The organism is Rhizobium subbaraonis, from assembly GCF_900220975.1.
GTDB lineage: Bacteria > Pseudomonadota > Alphaproteobacteria > Rhizobiales > Rhizobiaceae > Mycoplana > Mycoplana subbaraonis.
Genome location: NZ_OBQD01000002.1, coordinates 19,273 through 39,201, shown reverse-complemented (window position 1 = coordinate 39,201; position 19,929 = coordinate 19,273). Strand labels below are relative to the sequence as shown.

Annotated in this window: 18 protein-coding genes; 11 read left to right on the top strand and 7 right to left on the bottom strand. The window is 62.5% G+C overall.

What is annotated here, in order from left to right; translation table 11 throughout:
• Nucleotides 1-17: 17 nt before the first annotated feature.
• Both CRO48_RS02540 and CRO48_RS02535 read right to left on the bottom strand, forming a co-directional pair.
• Complete coding sequence (locus tag CRO48_RS02540) at nucleotides 18-1,394, bottom strand: NAD(P)-dependent oxidoreductase (RefSeq protein ID WP_097136153.1); 1,377 nt, start codon at nucleotides 1,392-1,394, stop codon at nucleotides 18-20.
• 89 nt (nucleotides 1,395-1,483) lie between these two features.
• A complete protein-coding gene (locus tag CRO48_RS02535; RefSeq protein ID WP_097136151.1) occupies nucleotides 1,484-2,398 on the bottom strand; it encodes a hydroxymethylglutaryl-CoA lyase in 915 nt (304 codons plus the stop codon).
• A gap of 193 nt (nucleotides 2,399-2,591) precedes the next feature.
• Between CRO48_RS02535 and CRO48_RS02530 the strand changes: the two genes are divergently transcribed.
• The 6 genes from CRO48_RS02530 (at nucleotide 2,592) to CRO48_RS02505 (ending at nucleotide 8,914) form a co-directional block, all read left to right on the top strand.
• Complete coding sequence (locus CRO48_RS02530; RefSeq protein WP_097136149.1) at nucleotides 2,592-4,010, top strand: aldehyde dehydrogenase family protein; 1,419 nt, start codon at nucleotides 2,592-2,594, stop codon at nucleotides 4,008-4,010.
• 6 nt (nucleotides 4,011-4,016) lie between these two features.
• Nucleotides 4,017-5,126 carry an iron-containing alcohol dehydrogenase gene (locus tag CRO48_RS02525; RefSeq protein ID WP_097136147.1) on the top strand — a complete coding sequence of 370 codons (1,110 nt, stop codon included), beginning with the start codon at nucleotides 4,017-4,019 and terminating at the stop codon, nucleotides 5,124-5,126.
• A 30-nt stretch (nucleotides 5,127-5,156) separates the two neighbouring features.
• A complete protein-coding gene (locus CRO48_RS02520) occupies nucleotides 5,157-5,816 on the top strand; it encodes a GntR family transcriptional regulator (RefSeq protein WP_097136145.1) in 660 nt (219 codons plus the stop codon).
• 298 nt (nucleotides 5,817-6,114) lie between these two features.
• A complete protein-coding gene (locus CRO48_RS02515; protein ID WP_097136143.1) occupies nucleotides 6,115-7,092 on the top strand; it encodes a TRAP transporter substrate-binding protein in 978 nt (325 codons plus the stop codon).
• Nucleotides 7,092-7,658, top strand: coding sequence for a TRAP transporter small permease (locus CRO48_RS02510; protein ID WP_097136141.1), 567 nt, complete (start codon nucleotides 7,092-7,094; stop codon nucleotides 7,656-7,658). The genes CRO48_RS02515 and CRO48_RS02510 overlap by 1 nt, the downstream gene beginning before the upstream one ends.
• Nucleotides 7,655-8,914 carry a TRAP transporter large permease gene (locus tag CRO48_RS02505; RefSeq protein ID WP_097136139.1) on the top strand — a complete coding sequence of 420 codons (1,260 nt, stop codon included), beginning with the start codon at nucleotides 7,655-7,657 and terminating at the stop codon, nucleotides 8,912-8,914. Before CRO48_RS02510 ends, CRO48_RS02505 begins: the two co-directional genes overlap by 4 nt.
• A gap of 51 nt (nucleotides 8,915-8,965) precedes the next feature.
• Here the strand turns inward: CRO48_RS02505 and CRO48_RS02500 are convergent, their stop codons facing one another.
• The 5 genes from CRO48_RS02500 to CRO48_RS02480 form a co-directional block, all read right to left on the bottom strand.
• Nucleotides 8,966-9,940: a LysR substrate-binding domain-containing protein gene (locus CRO48_RS02500; protein ID WP_097136707.1), complete on the bottom strand. Its 975-nt coding sequence runs from the start codon at nucleotides 9,938-9,940 to the stop codon at nucleotides 8,966-8,968.
• A gap of 80 nt (nucleotides 9,941-10,020) precedes the next feature.
• Complete coding sequence (locus CRO48_RS02495) at nucleotides 10,021-10,902, bottom strand: NAD(P)-dependent oxidoreductase (RefSeq protein ID WP_097136137.1); 882 nt, start codon at nucleotides 10,900-10,902, stop codon at nucleotides 10,021-10,023.
• A gap of 7 nt (nucleotides 10,903-10,909) precedes the next feature.
• Nucleotides 10,910-12,169 (bottom strand): TRAP transporter large permease, encoded by a 1,260-nt coding sequence (locus CRO48_RS02490; protein WP_097136134.1) that lies wholly within the window; start codon nucleotides 12,167-12,169, stop codon nucleotides 10,910-10,912.
• Nucleotides 12,166-12,732, bottom strand: coding sequence for a TRAP transporter small permease (locus CRO48_RS02485; RefSeq protein WP_097136133.1), 567 nt, complete (start codon nucleotides 12,730-12,732; stop codon nucleotides 12,166-12,168). The genes CRO48_RS02490 and CRO48_RS02485 overlap by 4 nt, the downstream gene beginning before the upstream one ends.
• Nucleotides 12,732-13,706 (bottom strand): TRAP transporter substrate-binding protein, encoded by a 975-nt coding sequence (locus tag CRO48_RS02480; RefSeq protein ID WP_097136131.1) that lies wholly within the window; start codon nucleotides 13,704-13,706, stop codon nucleotides 12,732-12,734. The genes CRO48_RS02485 and CRO48_RS02480 overlap by 1 nt, the downstream gene beginning before the upstream one ends.
• 285 nt (nucleotides 13,707-13,991) lie before the next feature.
• Between CRO48_RS02480 and CRO48_RS02475 the strand changes: the two genes are divergently transcribed.
• The 5 genes from CRO48_RS02475 (at nucleotide 13,992) to dhaL (ending at nucleotide 19,424) form a co-directional block, all read left to right on the top strand.
• Nucleotides 13,992-14,846 carry a transketolase gene (locus CRO48_RS02475; protein ID WP_097136129.1) on the top strand — a complete coding sequence of 285 codons (855 nt, stop codon included), beginning with the start codon at nucleotides 13,992-13,994 and terminating at the stop codon, nucleotides 14,844-14,846.
• Nucleotides 14,847-14,860: 14 nt separating this feature from the next.
• On the top strand, nucleotides 14,861-15,907 hold the full coding sequence (locus CRO48_RS02470) for a transketolase family protein (protein WP_097136127.1): 1,047 nt from the start codon (nucleotides 14,861-14,863) through the stop codon (nucleotides 15,905-15,907).
• Nucleotides 15,908-15,970: 63 nt separating this feature from the next.
• Nucleotides 15,971-16,729 carry an SDR family NAD(P)-dependent oxidoreductase gene (locus tag CRO48_RS02465; RefSeq protein ID WP_097136125.1) on the top strand — a complete coding sequence of 253 codons (759 nt, stop codon included), beginning with the start codon at nucleotides 15,971-15,973 and terminating at the stop codon, nucleotides 16,727-16,729.
• A 53-nt stretch (nucleotides 16,730-16,782) separates the two neighbouring features.
• Nucleotides 16,783-17,607: a sugar phosphate isomerase/epimerase family protein gene (locus CRO48_RS02460; protein WP_097136123.1), complete on the top strand. Its 825-nt coding sequence runs from the start codon at nucleotides 16,783-16,785 to the stop codon at nucleotides 17,605-17,607.
• A gap of 80 nt (nucleotides 17,608-17,687) precedes the next feature.
• Nucleotides 17,688-19,424: a dihydroxyacetone kinase subunit DhaL gene (dhaL, locus tag CRO48_RS02455; protein WP_097136121.1), complete on the top strand. Its 1,737-nt coding sequence runs from the start codon at nucleotides 17,688-17,690 to the stop codon at nucleotides 19,422-19,424.
• Nucleotides 19,425-19,929: the final 505 nt, after the last annotated feature.

Here is a 19,929-nt window from a genome sequence, read left to right as displayed (position 1 = left end):
TACAAGCTGACCTGTCGTCAACCCTTGTAGGGGCCTTCCAAGCTCTCCGCGCGCAACAGCGTGGCAAGAAGGTTGCTGTCGAGCAGGAGTTGTTCGCCGGCCGTCGCAGCGCCGTCTTCCACCAGGCTGTTGAGCGCCAGCAAGAAGGCGCGTCCGGCGGTTCTTAGCGCTTCGACCCGCGCGGCGTCCGAACGAAGCTCTTCCAGCCGGCCTTCACCAGCGCCGGTCGGCGAAGTCGCACCACCATCGCTGTATCCTGCCGGCAGGTCGCCTTTCAGGTTGCGCGTGACACCCGTCTGAATGGCATCGAGGATCTGATCCACGGCTTGGATGGCGCCGGAAACGCGGGTCGGATGATCGGTGTCGGCGGCGGCATGCGGCAGGAGCGACAGTTTTTCCGCGTGCGACGGCAGGAGCGACAAATAGGGGGCCATCGGACCCGACAGGGTGCCCTGCGCAGGGTCCTGGAAAAGGTCCGCGTCGATGGCGGCGTGGGCGACACGGCCAGACGAAAGCGCCGCAGAAAGTGCCCGCACATCAATCAGCTCGCCGCGATCATAGTTAATCACGACAGCGCCCATAGCGAGCGCCGACAGCACCTCCTCGCCAACGAGACCGGCATTTGCGTAGCCGTTCGCACCGAGCGGACCGAGGCCGATATGCACGGAAAGCACGTCGGCGCCATCTGCCGCGTCACGGGGCGTCGCGGCATAGTGGAAACCTTCGCTCTCGACCCACTTACGGTGTCGGGATCGGGCATGGATGCGCACCGTCATGCGGAAAGCGCGCGCAAGCTTCGCCACTTCGCGTCCGATATTGCCATAGCCAATGACCGCAAAGACCCGGCCCTCCAGCTTGCACGTCGGGAAACGCACAAGATCGCGGCCCGTATCTATGCGGCCGGCCGCCACAAGAGCGTTCATCTCGTCGACCGGCAGGTCGGGCCGAACACGCAGAAGCGCCTTCATGACCATCTGTGCAGTGGCATGGGCGTTGATACCGGGCGTGTTCATCAGCGGGGCGATGCCGCCGCGTCCGTCGCCGCCGCCCCAACTGGCGGAGCCCATATTGCCGGTCCCGGAGCCGATCCGCACTCCGCCGAGATCGAAGCGCGTGTCCTTCGGCAGGAAGGTCGCTGCCGCGATCACGGCGTCGTAGAGTCCGTCCCCGGCTTCGGCTAGAAGCTCTGCCTCGGTCGACAGCATGGGCAGGTAATAGAAATGTGGCCGTCCGGCTTCCGGGGCAGGCCGGCCACGTGCGGAGCCTTCGTGGAAGGCACCACCACGGGCCTCGATATGCGCCTTGACATCGGAATGGCCGGGGCGGCCGTCCGGTCCGGGGGCAAGGCCTACCAGGTCGACGATCAGGATCTTCGGCGTGGTTTTGTCGGTCATATTTTCTTGGCCCCGTTGCGATGTCGGAACAGGTTAGAGACGAAATTGGCGAGCTCCGGGCTGGCGGGCGCGGCGAAAACCGCCAGCGTCTAAGCGTAAACGCGATCGCTGGTGCCGGCCTTCACGACATAGCCGGGCGTCCCGTGACCCAGAAGGACGGGAAGCTCGCCTGAAAGCCCGATCAGCGCTGAAAGATCGACGCCGGTGTCGATGCCGCAATTGTGGAACATGTGCACGAGATCCTCGGTGCAGACATTGCCCGTCGCGCCGGGTGCGTAGGGGCAGCCGCCGATGCCGCCAAGTGCGGAATCGAAGCTTCGGATGCCGGCATCATAGGCGGCAAGTGCGTTGGCGAGGCCCAGGTCCCTCGTGTTGTGCAGATGCAGCGTCAACGGCAGGTCGGGGTGATGCCGGAAGATCGTTGTCGTGAGTTCGTCGACCTGACGGGGATTGGCGACGCCGATCGTATCGGCGATGGTGATTCCCTCGATGCCCATTTCGCGATAGCTATCGATGGCCCACAGCACCCGTTCCACCGGCTGGCGACCCTCGAAGGGGCAGCCAAACGTCGTGGCGATCGTGCCGTTCACGAAGATGCCGCTACCCGCAATCACGGTCATGATCTCCCGGAACTGGGCCAGCGACTGGTCGCAGGTCATGCGCATATTCGCAAGATTGTGTTTTTCTCCAATGGACATGACGAGGTTCACCTCGTCCACGACGCCTTCCAGGGCCCGCTCGGCGCCGCGCACATTCGGCACGAGTGCGGTGTAGCGCACGCCCGGTACGCGCTCGATGCCCCGCAAAACATCGGCCGCGTCGCGCAGGTTCGGTATCGCTTTTGGCGAGACGAAGGACGACACCTCCAGACGCCGGATACCCGTGCGGGATAGACCATCCGCAAGGCGGATCTTGTCTTCGGTGGGAACGAAATCCGGCTCGTTCTGGAAGCCGTCCCGCAGGACCACTTCATTGATCTCCACCCGATCCTGCTGGTGCATCATCGTTAGTCCTCCGTTATCGCTCGTGATGCCGCCTAGCATGGACTATTGAATGTATCAATAAAAATACAAACTGATGCATCAGAGAAAATATTTTGGTTGAATTGGCCTCTTGATCAACGTATAGGACTCGTGATGCCTTACCTGATGCATCACGGCGTGCAGCAAGTGGCCGTAGCCGCGGCCCGGAGGAACAATGTCTCAGTCCGCAGATCATCTTCACATCGCAGAACTCGTTGACCGCGCGCGCAGGGCGCAGGCAATCCTGAACGGATACAGCCAGGAGCAGGTCGACCTGATCGCCGGTGCCATCGTCTACCATCTGTCGCGCCCCCAGTTGGCGGAGACGATTGCCGAAATGGCTTATGACGAGACGAAGATGGGCCTTGTCGAAAGCAAGCGCGCCAAGCTGACCCACAAGATGCCGGCGATCTTCCATGATATCCGCACGGAAAAGACCGTCGGCGTCATCGACCGGGACGAGGAAAACGGGATCATCACGATCGCCAAGCCCTATGGGGTTATCGCGGCGCTCGTGCCGAGCACCAATTGCGAGGCGACGCCGATCTTCAAATCCGTTCTGGGCATTCGCGCCCGCAACGCCGTGATCTGCGCGCCGCATCCGGCGAGCAAGAAGACCACCATCTTCGTCGTGGATGTCATTCGTCAGGTGCTTCGCGCACTCGATGCCCCGGAAGATCTGGTTCAATGCATCGCTGCGCCGTCCAAGGCGCTCGCCGCCGAACTCATGGCTCAGTGCGACGTCACTATGGCGACGGGCTCTGGCGATATGGTGGCGGCGGCCTATTCTTCAGGTAAGCCGGCCTACGGCGTCGGCGTCGGGAATGCCGCCGTGATCATCGATGAGACGGTCGATCTCACGGAAACCGCATCCAAGATCAGGATCGGCAAGACCGGCGACAACGCCTCCGGCTGCTCGGCCGAAAACGCCATCATCGTCCAGGCATCCATCTATGACGACTTCCTCCGCGCGCTGGAAAAAGAAGGCGCCTATATCGCGACGGCCGAAGAGAAGGCGAAGTTTCAGGCCGTGCTTTGGGAAAACGGTCATGTCTCGCGTAAGGTGGTGGCCCGCCCCGTCGGCGAAATCGCAGCCCTTGCCGGTATCGCCGTGCCGGCGGACCGCAAGTTCATTGTGGTGGAAGAGCAGGGAGCCGGTGCCGACTTTCCGTTCTCCGGCGAAAAGCTCAGCCTCGTCCTGACCTGCTACAAGTATGATGCCTTCGACGACGCCATCGCGCGGGTCAATGCCATCACCGGCTATTCCGGCTCGGGCCATTCCTGCGGCATCCATTCCAACGATCCAGAGCGCATCCTGAGGCTCGGCCTCGAAACGAAGACGTCGCGGGTCATCGTGCGCCAGCCGCATGGTGTCGCGAATTCGGGCAGCTGGTCCAATGGGCTGGCCAAGACCTTCTCGCTCGGCTGCGGCAGCTGGGGCGGCAACTCAGTGTCCGAAAACGTCACCCAGAAGCACTACTACAACACAACGCGCATCGCCGAGCCGCTTGACCGGTCAGCGCCGGATGATCAGGCCATCTATGGTCCCCTGTTGGGGAAGATCGCCGCCGTGCGCATCGCTGCGGGAGCCTGAACGACGATGAAGTTCGCTGTTCGCCCACAGCTTCATGGCTATGACACATTCGCCGCCTTCACCGAAGCCCATGCCGTCACGGAACGGGACCTGATCTTCACGCAACGCGTCCTGCACGATGCCTTCATGCGGGATACGCCGGCGCAGACCCTGTTTTACGATGACTTCTGCGGCGGCGAGCCGACGGATGTCGCCGTCGACGAGATGCTACGCGTCGTTCGCAAGCTCGGTTTCGATCGTCTCATCGCGATCGGCGGCGGCTCCATCCTGGACTGTGCGAAGGTTCTGGCCTTGGATGCGGATGAGACAGTGGCAGGGCTTTTTGCGGCGGGCGTACAGCCGGGCCGCAAGGCCGGCCTCGTGCTGATCCCGACGACATGCGGTACAGGCTGCGAAGTCACCTGTGTCTCGGTCTTCGACTTCCCGTCCATCGGCAGCAAGATCGGCAAGGGTTTCGATGCGGGTTTTGCGGACCATGCCGTCCTGATCGACGAACTCCTGTCGAAAATCCCTTATCACGTCTTCGCGACGTCTTCGGCCGATGCGCTCGTGCATGCGCTGGAGATCTACCTGGCGCCGCGGGCCAGCGCTTATACGGACATGTTTTGCATGGCGGCCATCCGGGCCATCCTGCAGGGCTACATGCGCATCGTGCAACATGGCCGCTCGGTCATACAGCAGGATGCCAAGGCCTACCTGACAGCCAGCAACATGGCAGGCATCGCACTGGCAAACGTGCTCGCCGGCGGCGTTCACGCCATCGCGATGCATTTCGGCAGCGCGCATCACGTGCCGCACGGCGAGGCGACACGCCTATTCCTGCCGCCGGTCTTCAAAATCTACTACGAGAAGGCTCCGGATGGAAAGATCGCCGACATCGCACGCCTAATCGAGGATGTCGTGGGCGTGAGCGATGGTGGCAATCCGTTTGATGCGCTTGATGCGCTTCTTGCCGCGGTGGTGCCGACAAGGCGGCTTGGCGAATATGGCATGACTGCCGGCGATGCCGGCCGATACGCCGACAAGGTGATCGAAACGCAGCAGCGATTGCTGGTGAACAACTATGTTCCGCTGTCGGCGCAGGATATAGCGAGGGTATATAGCGAACTGATGTGAAGAGGCCCTGCGGTGCCCAGAGGGAAGGCGATGACGCGAAACTATTCCGACAAGGCGTATGAAACGCTGCGGGACAGGATCATCAATGGTGGTCTGCGTCCGTCGGCTCCCCTCGACATTCACCGCATCGCCAGTGAATTCGAGATGAGCATCACGCCGGTGCGCGACGCCATCAAGCGGCTGGAGGCGGACGGGTTGGTGGAGGTCATTCCGCGCTCTGGGACGTTCGTGCGCCATTTCACGATGCAAGACCTCATCAAGGGTTACGAACTGGTCGAGGCGCTGGACGGCATGGCGGGATATCTGCTGGCAGAACGTGTTGCCGCCGGCGATGTCGACGGACAGGAGCTGGAAGCGCTGCTGACGCCGCTGGTCGACAGGATGGAGGAGAACCTGGACCGCGACCAGGCGCGGATATGGGCGGAACTGGACGGGCAGTTTCACCAGATCATCTTCGACATGTCCGAGAATGGGCTGATCTCCAGCAGTTATTACTCGGTTCGCGACCAGATGAAATCGGTGCTTTCATTCGTCAGCCCGATTCATGTCGACCGGGCAAATTCCGTCCGGGAGCACCGGCTGATCATCGCTGCCATTGCCGCCGGTGACAGTGAGAAGGCGCGCAAGCTTTGCCAGGATCACCGCCATCTCGTGCGAGAGATCCTGAAGAAGCTGCTGCTTCAGATGTAGAAACGGTAGGAGAGGTGTTCATGATCAATATTCAGTGGCCGGTACGGAAACAGGCGGCCGCGCCGCAGATGGAAACTGCAATCTGAATGCAGCAAGGATCGGTTCGTTCCCAGGAGGAGAGCGATCTGATCGGCGTTCCCTGAAACAGGAGCGTCTGTTCAACCAAGCCAGATTGGTATCACGCCAGCGACACCTGTCGATCAGGTGCGCGAGGGTCTGTGTTGCCGTTGCTTGGCCCAATGTTCGGGTGGGGAGCCCGAAACGCTGTACCGTTCGTGACAACAAGTGGAGGATAGTCATGAAAGTTCGCAATATCGTCGCAGCTCTGGTCGTCTCGTTGTGCGCCAGTTCCGCTGCCGCGCAGCAATTCCAGATTTCACACAGTGCGGCCACCGGCAATCCCAAGGACACCGCGTCCCTGAAATTCGCCGAACTTGTCAAGGAGCGCACGGACGGGCGCATCACCGTCGATGTCGGTACCAGCTCGCAGTTCGGTGACGATGCGGAAAGCGTGACGAACATTCGCCTCGGCACCATAGCCTTCTCGGCCAATGCGCAGGGTGCAACGTCTGGAGCGGTGCCGGAGATCGGTCTTCTGGGCCTTCCGTTTCTGTTTCAAAGCCTCGAGCAGGCGGAGGCCGTGATGGATGGCCCGGTAGGCGAGAAGATCGCCGCAGCCGCCGAAAAGCAGGGCATCTACATTCTCGCGTGGTGGAACAATGGCATCCGCGAGACGTCGAACTCCATCAAGCCTATCGTCGCCCCGGGGGATCTAGCCGGTATGAAGATCCGCACGCCGCCGGACCCGATAACCATCGACATCTTCGAGGCGCTCGGCGCATCGCCGACCCCCATGGCCTTCTCCGAGCTTTATATCGCGCTCCAGCAGAAGGTGGTCGACGGTCAGGAGAACCCGCTGATCAACATCTATTCCTCGAAGCTCTACGAGGTTCAGCCCTTTATCAGCCGCACCAACCACAAGTTTGAATCCGTGCCGTTCCTGGCCTCGAAGATCGTTTTCGCTTCGCTCTCGCCGGCGGATCAGGACATCATTCGCAAAGCCGCTGTCGAAGCGGGTCAGCTGAACCGTCAGATGGTTCGCCAGCAGAGCGAGGAACTCTATGGAAAGCTGCAGGAAGCCGGCGTGACTTTCAACGACGTCGATCCTGCACCATTCGTTGCGGCAACGCAGCCCGTGTATGAGAAGTGGCGGGCGCAGTATCCGGAGCTCGTCGACGAGCTGGTGTCGGCTGCCAAGCAGGCAGCGGCGAAGTAATGGGACGGCCCAGTTCCCCCCTCTATGACGTCAAGGCGGGTCCGCCCGCCTTGCGCGTCTCCAACATGGCCGGTCTCTTCATCGACTACGCCGCCATCGTGATCTCCGTCGGCTCCATCGTTGCCATCTTTATGGCGCTGATGGCCGAGGTCGTCGTGCGCTATTTCACCTCCGCCGGCCTTGGGTGGCCCAACGAGGTGCCGAACCTACTCTTCCCTTGGCTCGTCATGGGCGGCATCGTCATCGGTGCACAGCGCGGAACCCATATCGCCGCCGAGGCCATCCGTAGCTTTCTAAGCACCGAGCAACTGCGCAAGCTTCTCGTGCTGCTGCATGTGCTCGTCGCCTTCGCCTTCGCTTACCTCGCTTGGCTCTCGCTCCAGGTCATCGCCATCACCAAGGCCCAGGTTTTCCCGATGACGGGGCTGGGCCAGGCCTGGGCCTATTCCGCCCTGCTCTTCGGCTTCGGCGGCATCGCGCTCGCCTCGCTGGTCAACACCGTGCGGGTCGCCTTCGCGCAGGACCCGCAATTCTTGAACCAATCCGATCCGGAGCACGCATTATGACTGCGATCATGCTCGCCATCTTCGCGGTCCTTCTGGCACTCTCCATGCCGGTCGGATACGCCCTCATCATCGCCTCCGGCGGTGCCATCCTGTGGCATGGCGGAACGCCGACGGTGCTTGCGGTCGTCAAGCTGTTTCAGCCGACCCAGAGCTTCCCTCTGCTTGCCATCCCCTTCTTCATCCTCGCCGGCTCGCTGATGATGTCCGGCACGCTCGGCAAGAGGCTTGTCCAGCTCGCCGCTGCCCTCGTCGGACGCTTCCATGGCGGCATGGGTCAGGTGACTGTCGTCGGCTCGACCATCTTCGGCGGCGTCTCCGGCTCGGCCGTGGCGGAAGCCTCGGCGCTCGGTTCCATGCTGATCCCCTGGCAGAAGCGCGAGGGCTATCCGGCCGGTTTTGCCGCCGCCGTCACCGCCTCCTCGGCGACGATCGCCGGTCTTATCCCGCCATCGATCCCACTCATTCTCTATTCAACCGTCGCCAACGTCTCCATCGCAGCGCTGTTCACGGCCGGCATCCTGCCCGGCCTGATGCTCGCCGCCGGCATGATGGTGGCCTGCTACCTGTCGGGTCGTATCCGCAATTTCCCGCGGCTCACCGATCGCTCGCATTTCCCGCCCTTCGGCAAGCTGCTCGTTTCGGCTCTCCCAGCGCTCGCCATGCCGCTGTTCATCGTTCTTCTGCTTCGCGCCGGCATCGCCACTCCGACCGAGGTCAGCGTCATCGCGGTGTTCTATGCGCTTGTCGTCAGCGCCGTCGTCTACCGTGATCTGACCTTCAAGAGCATCTATGCCGCGCTGGTCGGAACGGTCGTCACGACGGGCATCGTCATGCTTGTCATCACCGCCTCCAGCCTGGTCGGCCATGTGCTCATCACCGAGCGGGTCCCCACCATGGTGGCGCAATGGGCGCAACAGACGCTGGGCACGATGATCCTGATCATCCTCATGATGAACGTCATCATGCTGGTTGTCGGCATGTTCCTCGATCTGCCGGCAGCGATCCTTTTGCTGGGACCGACCTTCGTGGCCATCGGGCAGGCGATCGGCCTGGATCCAATCCAGCTTGGCATCATGATCTGTATCAATCTGTCGATAGGACTGTTCACGCCGCCCATCGGCACCACGCTGTTCATCGGTGCGGCCATCGCCCGCGTGCCCATCGGCGTGGTGGCCAAAGAGCTCTGGCCCTTCTATCTTGTCGCTGCGGCCGTACTCGGCTTGATATCCTACGTCCCGGCTTTCACGATGTACTGAGGTGCAAATATTGCTTTTCGCGTTGTGAGCGTAGGAAAGAGAGCAGCCCTCTTATCGAAGGACCGGTTCGTCGTCGGTGGCGAACCGGATCCGGCAGCCTAGCTCTGTCAGCAAGGAGCGGGCCTGCCGGTCGAAACTGCGGCCCTGTTCGCGGATCCAGTCGGAGAAGATCCGAACGGTGCGCCGGTTGACGTGGCGAGGCGGGCAGGCGATCCAGTAGGCCGGAAATTCGACGACTTCGAAGGTGGTCGACAGCGGCACGAGCGTTCCTCGCTCAAGGTCCTCTTGGGCTAACGTTGCGGAATCGAGCACGACGCCGGCGCCGTCGCGCGCCAGCTGGATCGCCATCGAGGATCGGTCGAACCGCAGCGGTGCCTGTTCCAGTGGCGGATCAATTCCGTGAACCAGCAGCCAGGCATCCCATTGGTAAAGCGTTTTGACCGAGTGGATCAGCCGCGCATTGGCGAGCAGGCCGGCCGGATCGCTGTTGAGGGCGGCGAGCGCATCGCGATAGGCCGGGCTGCACATCGGCAGGAAGAAGTCGTTGATGATGCATTCGGTGTGCAGGCCCTCCCACGCGCCAGCGCCGTAGCGCATGTCGAGATCGATCGCCTCCGTTTCGAAGTCGGAGAAATCCGGTGTTGCATCGACACGCACGCCCCAGTCGGGATTGGCATCCAGAAAATGTTTCAGGCGGGGCGTCAGCCATCGAACGGCGAAACTCGGGCTGGAGCGCACGGTCAGTTGCCAGCTGTTGCGCTGGCGCAGGACAACGGCGCGCGCGCCCCGGATCATGCGGAAGGCATTCGTGGTCGCCTGGAAGAGCATCTCGCCATCGAGCGTGAGCGTCAGACGTCGGTCCTTGCGGCGAAAGAGGCGCACACCCCATTGCTCCTCAAGCTGCTTGAGCTGCTGGCTGACGGCGGCAGCGGAGACGCCGAGTTCTGCGGCGGCCAGCGACACGCGCCCGGTGCGGGCCACGGCCTCGAAATAGGCAAGCGAGTTCAGATTGGGATTGATGGCCACGCCGGTCTCCGCACGATAGGGGGCGTGCCGGGGAAGATCCGGCACGCCGTTCGCCAATGGGCGGCGGCGTGCCGTCGATGTCAAGAGATGCCGTTGAGGCGCCGGTAGGCAGCGACGACCTGGCTGTCGTCGGCCAGACCGTTTCCGCTACCGCTTTCTGCCAGGAACATCTGATGCGCGGCGGCTGCCAGCGGCAGTCCCATGCCCGCGGAACGCCCGGCGGAAAGTGCGATGCCGAGATCCTTGACGAAGATGTCGACAGCGCTCGTTACCGGCGGTGTTTCCATCAGCATGCGCGGGCCCCGGTCCTTCAGCATCCAGCTCGAGGCCGCCGAGCCGGAGACGATCTCGAGAAGAGTTGCAACATCGACGCCGGCCTTTTCGCCCAGCGCCATGGCTTCACCCGCCGCGGCCAGGTGAACACCGCAGAGAAGCTGGTTGATCGCCTTGACGACCGCGCCCTGTCCGACCTTCTGGCCGCAATGGTAGAGCTTGTCGCCCATGGCGCGAAGGATCGGCGCGACGGCGTCGAAGTCCTCCTTCGCCGCGCCGACCATGATGGTCAGGGTCGCGGCCTTCGCGCCGACGACTCCGCCGGAGACGGGGCAGTCGACGAGGCGCTTGCCAGCTGCCCGGACCTCGGTTTCCAGCGCCGTGACCTCGTCCGGCGGGCATGTTGCCATGAGGCAGACATGCGCGCCGGCGGGAAGCGCGGCGAGCGCTCCGGCCTCGATTAGCACGGTCCGCGCCTGGGCGGCGTTGACCACCATGAGGATCAGAGCATCGGCATGCTGGCAGGCCGATGCGACGCTTTCGGGGCGGACCCCGCCAGCTGCGGCAAGCGCGTCCATGGCTTGCGGCCGCGTGTCGAAGCCATGGACGGCGTATCCGGTCTTGGCCAGGTTGGTGGCCATGGGCAGGCCCATGGAGCCCAGCCCGACGAAGGCGATGGTCTTGGTCATGCTGTCCTCAATAGATTGTGAGTGCCGGAACGTATGACATCAGTATCAGCACCATGAAGGCGACGAGATAGAAGGGCCAGAGCTCCTTGACGACGGCGCCGATCGGCACGCGCGCTATGGCCGCGCCGATGAACAGCGTGGTGCCGATGGGCGGCGTGAAGAGGCCGATCGACAGATTGATGCAGATCATGATGCCAAGCTGGATTGGATCCAAGCCGATCGCCTGCCCGATAGCCACGAAGGTCGGCCCCAGCAACAGGATCGCTGCCGGCAGGTCGAGGAACATGCCGACCACGAGCATGATGACGTTCATCATGAGGATGATCAGAATGGCATTGACCAGCGTGTCCTGCGCCCACTGCGCCACAATCGTTGGAACACGCTCGGTGATGAGGACGTGGCCGACCAGGCTGGAGGCGGTAATGACCAGCATGACGATGCCGGTGGTAATCACGGTGCCCACCAGGGCCTCATGGAGGCGTGCCCAGGTCAGGTCGCGGTAGACAACGAGGCTGACGACAAGCGCATAGAACACTGCGATGACGCTGACCTCGGTCGGCGTTGCTATGCCGGCGCGCAGCAGCACGACGATGAAGAACGGCATCAGCAGCGCGGGTAGGGCGGAAAGTATCGATTTGCCGACGGAGCGCAGATGCGTCTGGTCGGTGAGCCGCGGAAAATTGCGGATACGACCCGACAGGTAGCAGACCAGCATCATGCCGGCGGCGAGCATCAGGCCGGGCAGAACAGCGGCTGAGAACAGTGCTGCGATGGAGGCATTGGAGACGGTGGAATAGAGGATGAGCGGAATCGACGGCGGAATGAGACCCGCGATCGTCGAGGACGAGGCTGTGACGGCGGCGGCAAAACCGGCCGGATAGCCCTCACGCTTCTGCCAGGGGATCAGCATGGAACCGAGCGCTGATGCTTCCGCCACCGCGGACCCGGAGACGCCACCGAAAATGGTGGAGCCGACGACGGTGACCTGGCCCATACCGCCATGGAAGCGGCCGACGAGAGCGGCTGCGAACTGCACGAGCTTCTGGCCGAGCGTGCCCGACATCATCAGCGAGCCGGACAAAATGAAGAAGGGAATGGCCAGCAGCGGGAAGCTCTGAGTGGGCTGGAACAGCTTGACAACGGCGAGCACCGTGGGCGTTCCGCCATGGAATAGAATGGCCGTGCCGGCGGCGATGATCAGCGCATAGCCGACAGGGACGGACAGGGCCAGAAGGACGGCGAAAATGCCGGTCATGACGGCTGTCATGTCATATGCTCCGTTTCCGTCTGGTGGATAAGCCGCGGATCCGCTGCGTAGGCCACCCGAATGAGATTGACGACGGCCGCCAGCGCGATGCCGCCGAAGCCGAAGAGAAGAGAACTGTACGCCCAGGCTTGGCCAAGACCGGTCATGGGAAAGACCTGGACCTTGGTGATCTGGATTACCTGCAGGGAAAGCCAGGCGAGGTAGGCGAACGAAATGGCTACGAGCAGATTGATGGCCATCAGCAGAAGGCGCAGCTTCGCCGCGTCCAGCATGGAGCGTAGCGCTTCGGCCGCGATGTGGGCACCGCGCTGGGCGCCGACGACGATGCCGCCCATGATCAACCACGGGAAGAGCAGGTTGGGCACTTCGTTCGGCCAGCCTAGTCCGGCAGAGGTGAAATAGCGAACGACGACTTCCGCCATCAGGGCCAGGAAGATGACGACGACGGAGGAGACGGCGATGACGATTGCAATCTGATCGAGCGCGCGCCCGGCCAGATTGGCGATGTGCAAGACGGGAGAACCCGCCTTGCCATCCGTTGCCCGAACAGGAGCCGCCGTCATCACTGGGCGGCTTCCTTGGCCGCTGCGATGAGTTCATCGACGAGTTCCGGATACTGGGCACGCCACTTTTCGTAGACCGGCTGCGTGGCCGCAACGAAAGGTGCGGGATCGACCTCGTTGAACTTGATGCCGGCTGCCTCAAGCGTGGCGCGCAGTTCGTTCGACTGGTCGCGTACCATCTTTCGGTTCAGCTCACCGGCTTCCTTGGCGGCAGCGCGGACGATTTCCTGGTCTTCGGCGGAGAGGCCATCAAAGACGATCTTCGAAGCCAGGAAGGGGGTCGCCTCGTACTTGTGGTTGCTCATCGAGATGAAGGGCTGCACTTCATGCAGCTTCGACGAATAAATGTTGATCAGCGGGTTTTCCTGACCATCGACCACGCCCTGCTGGAGCGCGATGTAAAGCTCGGAGAAGGCCATGGGAGTCGGCGAGGCGCCGAGCGCTTCGAAAATGTCGATCGTCATCGGATCCGGCGGCGTGCGGATTTTCATGCCCTTCAGGTCTTCCGGCGTCACGATCGGCTTCTTGGAATTGGACACTTCACGAATGCCGTTGTTCCACCATCCAAGGACGACCAGCCCCTGCGCTTCGGCGGCGGCTGCAATCTTGTCGCCGACCGGGCCGTCCATTACGGCTTCGGCCTGCTCGAGGTTCTGGAACAGGAAGGGCAGGCCCAGAAGTGCAATCTCAGGCACGACCGCAGAGGTGGTGCCCTGCGAGTTTGCCGAAAAGGCAATCGTGCCAAGGCGCATGTTTGTGATGGTCTCGGCGTCGTCGCCGAACTGCGCGGCACCGCCGACGTCAACCTGAAGGCGGCCGCCCGACTTTTCTTTGACGATCTCGGAGAACTTCAGCGAGGCGACATCCTTCGGATTGCCGGCGCCTGCATTGTGAGACAGCTGGAATGTCTGGGCATTTGCCGTGCTGGCGCAGAACGCAAAGGCAACGGCTGTCAGTAGATGGCGAAATTTCATGTCACTCCTCCCTAAGGCGTGGGTTGTATACGCGAAAGGGAAGCCTCCGACACTGCGTGATCCTGCGACAGTCGATATGCCGCAAGAGTGGCGGCGGCGACTGAGCAGATCATGCAGCGGAACGTCCTCCTCGCCCGCTTCCATGAAGCTCGCCTATCTTGAGGGGTGCGTCATCTAAGTTTTTCTAAACAACATGTTCGAATAACTTAATTGAAGGTTGTTTTTTTCCGCGGCAGTACTGTCGGCCGTTGGCGCCGGGATGCGCCGGACGAGACGGGAGGAATCATGACCACTCAGGCCACGACGGCGACGCTGTCGAACATGAGCCTTGCGCGACGCGCTTGGGAAATCCGCCGCAAGGCCGTTCGCATGGGCGAGGTGCAGGGTCAGGGCTATGTCGGGCAGGCGCTCGGTATTGCCGATGTTCTCTCCGTTTCCTACTTCCACGCGCTTGCCTATCGGCCGGATGAACCGGAATGGGAAGGACGCGACCGCTTTCTGCTTTCCATCGGCCATTATGCCATCGCGCTTTATTCAGCGTTGATAGAGGCCGGCATCCTGCCGGAGCAGGAGCTGGAAACCTACGGGACCGATGACAGCCGCCTGCCGATGTCCGGTATGGCAGCCTACACGCCCGGCATGGAAATTACCGGCGGATCGCTTGGCCAGGGGCTGGGCATCGGCGTCGGCATGGCGCTCGGCCTCAAGGCCAAGAAGAACCCGGCCTTCGTCTACAATCTGATGTCGGATGGCGAACTCGGTGAGGGCTCTACCTGGGAAGCCGCGATGTCGGCAGCCCATCACAAGCTCGACAATCTCGTCTGCATCGTCGATTTCAACGATCAGCAGGCCGATGGCAAGTCGACGGACATGCTGTGCTCCGAGCCACTCGCGGATAAGTGGGCCTCCTTCGGCTGGCATGTCCAGCGCGTGGACGGCAACGATATCGCCGCGCTCGTCGCGGCCTTCGATGTGGCCCGCAACCTCAAGGGAGCCAAGCCCCGCGTCATCATCTGCGACACGATCATGTGCAAGGGCGTACCCTTTCTCGAAGAGCGCGAGATCACGCATTTCGTGCGGGTCGAGGCGGACGAGTGGCAGAAAGCGCTCGCCGTTCTCGATGCGAACCGGCCGGAATGAGGGAGGATCACGCAATGACTGCCACGCACAAATACGACCCGCACCGGAAATGGGAAGCCCGCATGCCGCCGAAGCCCGGCGAAGGCGGACGCACATCCGCGATGATCGCCTCATTGGCGGCCGAAGGCTATGATACGGTTTCAGCACCCTTCGGCCACGCGCTGGTGGAGGAAGCGAAAAAGAACGACCGCGTCGTCGGCTTCACCGCCGATCTTTCGAAATACACCGACCTTCATATCTTTGCCCAGGCTTTTCCCGAACGGTTCTACCAGATGGGCATGGCCGAGCAGGTGATGATATCGGCCGCCGCCGGCATGGCGCGCGAGGGCTTCATTCCCTTCGCCACCACCTATGCCGTCTTCGCCTCGCGACGCGCCTATGATTTCATCGCCATGGCGATCGCGGAGGAATATCTGCCCGTCAAGATCGTCTGCGCCCTGCCGGGCCTGACGACCGGCTACGGGCCAAGCCACCAGGCGACAGAGGACCTCGCGATCTTCCGCGGCCTACCCAACCTGACGATCGTCGATCCGTGCGACGCCATCGACGTGATGGAAGCCGTTCCCGCCATCACGGCGCATGAAGGGCCGGTCTATATGCGCCTGCCGCGCGGCAAGGTGCCGTCCGTCATCCGCAAGCATTGCCCGGATTACAAATTCGAACTCGGCAAGGCCAAGCTTCTGCGAGACGGCAAGGACGTGCTCGTGATTGCTTCTGGCTTCATGACGATGCGGGCGCTTGATGCCGCCGTCGAACTGGAAGCGCAGGGCATTTCCGCCGCCGTGCTGCATTGCCCGACAATCAAGCCGCTCGATACGGCAACGATCCTTGCCGAAGCCGGCAAAGGTAATCGTCTCGTCGTCACGGCGGAAAACCATACGAAGGTGGGCGGTCTCGGCGAGGCGGTTGCCTCCACGCTGCTGACGAATGGCGTAACGCCCACCTTCCGCATGATCGGTCTGCCGGACCAGTTCCTCGATGCGGGCGCACTTCCGACACTGCACGATCGTTATGGCATCTCGACTGCCGCAATGATCACGCAGATCCGCGGCTGGCTCTGACCATTTTTCAACGAATTTGCGCCGCGGCAGAAGGCCGGGCGCGGCTATCAAGGGAGAAACCTCATGGCTACTGCTCTGCTTCAGGGCAAATTCGCCGTCGTCACCGGCGCGGCATCCAAGCGCGGTCTCGGCAAGGCGACGGCAAAGCTTTTCGCCGAACACGGCGCGACCGTCGCGATCCTCGACCTCGATGAGGGCGCCGCGAAGGAGGCTGCCGCCGATCTCGGTCCGCAGCATATCGGCATGGCGTGCGACGTCACCGATCTCGAAGGCGTAAAGAAGGTTTTCGACGCGCTGGCCGCCAAGTGGGGTCAGATCGATATCCTCGTCAACAATGCCGGCATCACCCAGCCGCTAAAGATCATGGAAATCGCGCCGAAGAATTACGATGCCGTGCTCGATGTGAACCTGCGCGGCACGCTGTATTGCAGCCAGGCGGTCATTCCGCACATGCGCTCGCGCAAGGAAGGCAAGATCGTGAACCTTTCCTCGGTCTCCGCCCAACGCGGCGGCGGCATCTTCGGCGGCCCGCACTACTCCGCCGCCAAGGCCGGCGTGCTGGGCCTCACCAAGGCGATGGCGCGTGAACTGGCACCCGACAATGTCCGCGTCAACGCGATCTGCCCCGGCTTCATCGCCACCGACATCACCGGCGGCATGCTGACGCCGGAAAAGCTGGAAGAGATCAAGCTCGGCATCCCGATGGGCCGCGCCGGTACAGCGGATGACGTCGCCGGCTGCGCGCTGTTCCTCGCTTCGGATCTTTCGGCCTATGTCACGGGCTCTGAAGTCGATGTGAACGGCGGCTCGCTCATTCACTGATCTTGCCGGCCGGTGCGTTTTGATGTGCCGGCCCCGCATCCGGGGAGGAATGCATGAAACTGGGATTGGGAAGCTACGCCTTCCGCTGGTCGATCGGCATCAAGGATCTGCAGCCGGCAAAGCCGATGACGGCGATGGAGGTCCTGGAGATCGCCCACCAGCACGGCCTGTCGCTTGTGCAATATGCCGATAACCTGCCGCTCGATCGGCTGACCGCTGAAGAACACCTCGCCCTCAAGGCGCGCGCCGACGGTTACGGCATGGCGTTGGAGGTCGGCACGCAGTCCTTCGATGCGGAAGAACTCGCGCGCTATATTCCCATCGGCGAGCGCATCGGTTCGAAAATCCTGCGGGTCGCGCTCGATGCGGAGGATGCGCAGATCCCCGTGCCGGAACTGGCCGCGCAAATCCGAGAACTTCTTCCGGACGGCAAGCGCGCCGGCCTGCGTTTCGCCATCGAAAACCACTTCAACTATCCGTCGCCCCGCATGGTCGAGCTTCTCGATGCTGTGGCCGACGACGCGCTCGGCGTCTGCCTCGACGTTGCCAATTCCATCTGCGCCGGCGAGTGGCCGATGACCACGGTGAAGATGCTGGCACCCTACACGATCAACCTGCATCTCAAGGACTACGAAATCACGCCGGATCCCTATGGTGTCGGTTTCCGCATCCACGGCACGCCCTTGTCGGAGGGGAGGGCCGAGATCGAGGAAATTCTCGGAACGCTCGCCCATTGCCCTGACGACATGAGCGTCATCCTCGAACATTGGTTGCCGCAGTCCGACGATATGGAAGCCACGCGGCAACTGGAACATGTCTGGCTTGGCCGCACCGTTGCCGCCGCCAAGCGGTTGGTGCCGGGCAAACATCAGGCCTGAGGGCCCTTTCGGGCAAGAATTGAGGGGGCGGCCATAAATGGCCGTCAGGGACGAAGTGCGTCCGGCAGGAGGAGAACGCCATGACGATAAAGACCAAGAAGCTCATCAATGCACCCGACGATATCATCGCGGAATTCATCGAAGGGCTTGTTGGCGCGTGGCCGGATCTCCTGACGGTGGAGGGCCCGACGGGTCGGGCCGTGGTGGCGCGGCACGGACCGCGCGACGGCAAGGTTGGCATCGTCATCGGGGGCGGATCAGGCCACGAGCCGGCTTTCGCGGGCTATGTCGGCCGCGGCCTTGCCGACGCGGCGGCCGTCGGCAATGTCTTTGCCTCTCCCTCGCCGCAGCAGATCCTCGATGCCGGACGCGCGGCCGATGGCGGCGCTGGCGTCGTATTCCTCTACGGCAATTACACGGGCGACGTTCTGAACTTCACCATGGCGGCGGAGGAACTGGCCGGCGAGGGAACGCCGGTTCGCCATGTCGCCGTAACCGATGACATTGCATCCGCGCCCTTCGCGCGGCGGGAAGAGCGTCGCGGTGTCGCCGGCGATTTCTTCGTCTTCAAATGCGCGGGGGCCGCTGCCGACCTGGGCGAGCCGCTTGAGCAGGTCGAAGCGCTGGCACGACTTGCCAATGAGAAGTGCCGCTCCATGGGCGTTGCTCTAGGAGCGTGCTCATTGCCTCAGACGGGCACGCCGAACTTTGAGATCGGGCCGGAGGATATGGAGATCGGCATGGGGATCCATGGCGAGCCGGGTATGCGCCGCGTGCCGCTTGCCAGCGCCGATGCCGTCGTTGATATTCTGATGGAACCGATCCTTGCGGAACTGGAACTTCACAACGGCGACAGTGTCGCCGTATTGGTCAACGGGCTTGGCGCAACGACGCAGCTCGAACTGTTCGTGCTGTTCCGCCGCGTGCACCATATTCTTCAGAACAAGGGAATTCACATCCACGCCCGCTGGGTCGGCGAATACGCGACCTCGCTGGAAATGGCGGGCGCTTCGGTTACGATCCTCAAGCTTGACGATACGCTGACACGCCTTCTCGATCATCCGTGCCGTACGCCCGCGCTGACGGTCGCGATGGAGCCAGCCCCGCTGGCGAGTGCAAAACGCAGTGTGCGTCAGGTGCAGGTCAAGAATCCCGTCGTCAAGCGCGACGCTGTGCTTTTGCGGACGACGGGAAGCATAACGCCGGCGCGGTTCCGCGTGATGATGGCCAATGTCGCGGCCACCATCCGCGAGAAGCGCGACTGGCTTTCCGAGCTTGACGGGATCATCGGCGACGGCGACCACGGCGTCACCATGGATATTGGCTGGACGGCCGTGAGCGCCGCTCTTTCCGAACTGGAAGCGAATGCGACGATCTCCGAGACATGCGACGTGATCGCCCAGGCCTTCCTGACGGCGGTCGGCGCATCGTCGGGACCGCTTTACGCCAGTGCGTTTCAAAGCGCCGGTGCGGCCGTTTCCGACCGGCTCAATCTCGACGGCCCGGCCATGGCCGCCTGGGTCAAGGGTATGGGCGACGGGATACTGTCGCGCGGCGGTGCCAAGCCGGGTGACAAGACCATGCTCGACGCGTGGGTGCCGGCCGGGGACGCTGCGGTCACTGCCGCTGGCAACGGTGCGGATGAATGCGCTGTCTTGCAGGCGGCCACGGACGCTGCACGCGCCGGTAGGGATGAGACCGCCACCATTGAGAGCCGCAGGGGCCGTTCGGCGAAACTGGGCGCGCGATCGCTCGGGCATATAGACCCCGGCGCGGCGTCCGCTGCGCTCATGCTCGCAGCGATGCTTGAAACCTGAAACACCTGTGACATCGGAGTGTGGGGGCTTTAGTCAGCTTCCGCGCTCACCGGCAACCAGGGTTGCAGACTGGCGATTATCTTGATGAGCGCTGCGGCGGAAACTGCGCCGGGATGCGCGTGCGGCGCTGGCCCCCGGGGGCACTGATCGTCGTGATAGCGCGCGGCTTCGCCTGATGTGGCTCCTTTTATTACAGAGCCGACGGTGCAGAGATCGACTGGGTGTTCGAGCAGGCTGGCGAGATGTGGCTGTCGAGGTCAAGCGCGCTAGTGCTCCGCAAGCCGAGCGCGGGTTCTTTTCACCTTAGACGATCTTGAAATGGACAACAGACTTGGTGTTGGAGCAGGTGCGGAGGATTGTCCGGCGAAGGGGGCAAGGTGCGCACCCTCCCGTCGGCGGTCAAAGAGGTCAGCGAAATTCTGAAATCACCGTGTGCCGCGTAACCATGGATTTATCGGCATCCTTTTTTCCAATCGGCTGGCAACGTTTGCAAACGGCGCGCTGT

Coding starts and splice junctions, on each gene's coding strand:
- CRO48_RS02540 (WP_097136153.1), bottom strand. CDS start 1,394: ATGACCGACAAAACCACGCCGAAGATCCTGATCGTCGACCTGGTAGGC.
- CRO48_RS02535 (WP_097136151.1), bottom strand. CDS start 2,398: ATGATGCACCAGCAGGATCGGGTGGAGATCAATGAAGTGGTCCTGCGG.
- CRO48_RS02530 (WP_097136149.1), top strand. CDS start 2,592: ATGTCTCAGTCCGCAGATCATCTTCACATCGCAGAACTCGTTGACCGC.
- CRO48_RS02525 (WP_097136147.1), top strand. CDS start 4,017: ATGAAGTTCGCTGTTCGCCCACAGCTTCATGGCTATGACACATTCGCC.
- CRO48_RS02520 (WP_097136145.1), top strand. CDS start 5,157: ATGACGCGAAACTATTCCGACAAGGCGTATGAAACGCTGCGGGACAGG.
- CRO48_RS02515 (WP_097136143.1), top strand. CDS start 6,115: ATGAAAGTTCGCAATATCGTCGCAGCTCTGGTCGTCTCGTTGTGCGCC.
- CRO48_RS02510 (WP_097136141.1), top strand. CDS start 7,092: ATGGGACGGCCCAGTTCCCCCCTCTATGACGTCAAGGCGGGTCCGCCC.
- CRO48_RS02505 (WP_097136139.1), top strand. CDS start 7,655: ATGACTGCGATCATGCTCGCCATCTTCGCGGTCCTTCTGGCACTCTCC.
- CRO48_RS02495 (WP_097136137.1), bottom strand. CDS start 10,902: ATGACCAAGACCATCGCCTTCGTCGGGCTGGGCTCCATGGGCCTGCCC.
- CRO48_RS02490 (WP_097136134.1), bottom strand. CDS start 12,169: ATGACAGCCGTCATGACCGGCATTTTCGCCGTCCTTCTGGCCCTGTCC.
- CRO48_RS02485 (WP_097136133.1), bottom strand. CDS start 12,732: ATGACGGCGGCTCCTGTTCGGGCAACGGATGGCAAGGCGGGTTCTCCC.
- CRO48_RS02480 (WP_097136131.1), bottom strand. CDS start 13,706: ATGAAATTTCGCCATCTACTGACAGCCGTTGCCTTTGCGTTCTGCGCC.
- CRO48_RS02475 (WP_097136129.1), top strand. CDS start 13,992: ATGACCACTCAGGCCACGACGGCGACGCTGTCGAACATGAGCCTTGCG.
- CRO48_RS02470 (WP_097136127.1), top strand. CDS start 14,861: ATGACTGCCACGCACAAATACGACCCGCACCGGAAATGGGAAGCCCGC.
- CRO48_RS02465 (WP_097136125.1), top strand. CDS start 15,971: ATGGCTACTGCTCTGCTTCAGGGCAAATTCGCCGTCGTCACCGGCGCG.
- CRO48_RS02460 (WP_097136123.1), top strand. CDS start 16,783: ATGAAACTGGGATTGGGAAGCTACGCCTTCCGCTGGTCGATCGGCATC.
- dhaL (WP_097136121.1), top strand. CDS start 17,688: ATGACGATAAAGACCAAGAAGCTCATCAATGCACCCGACGATATCATC.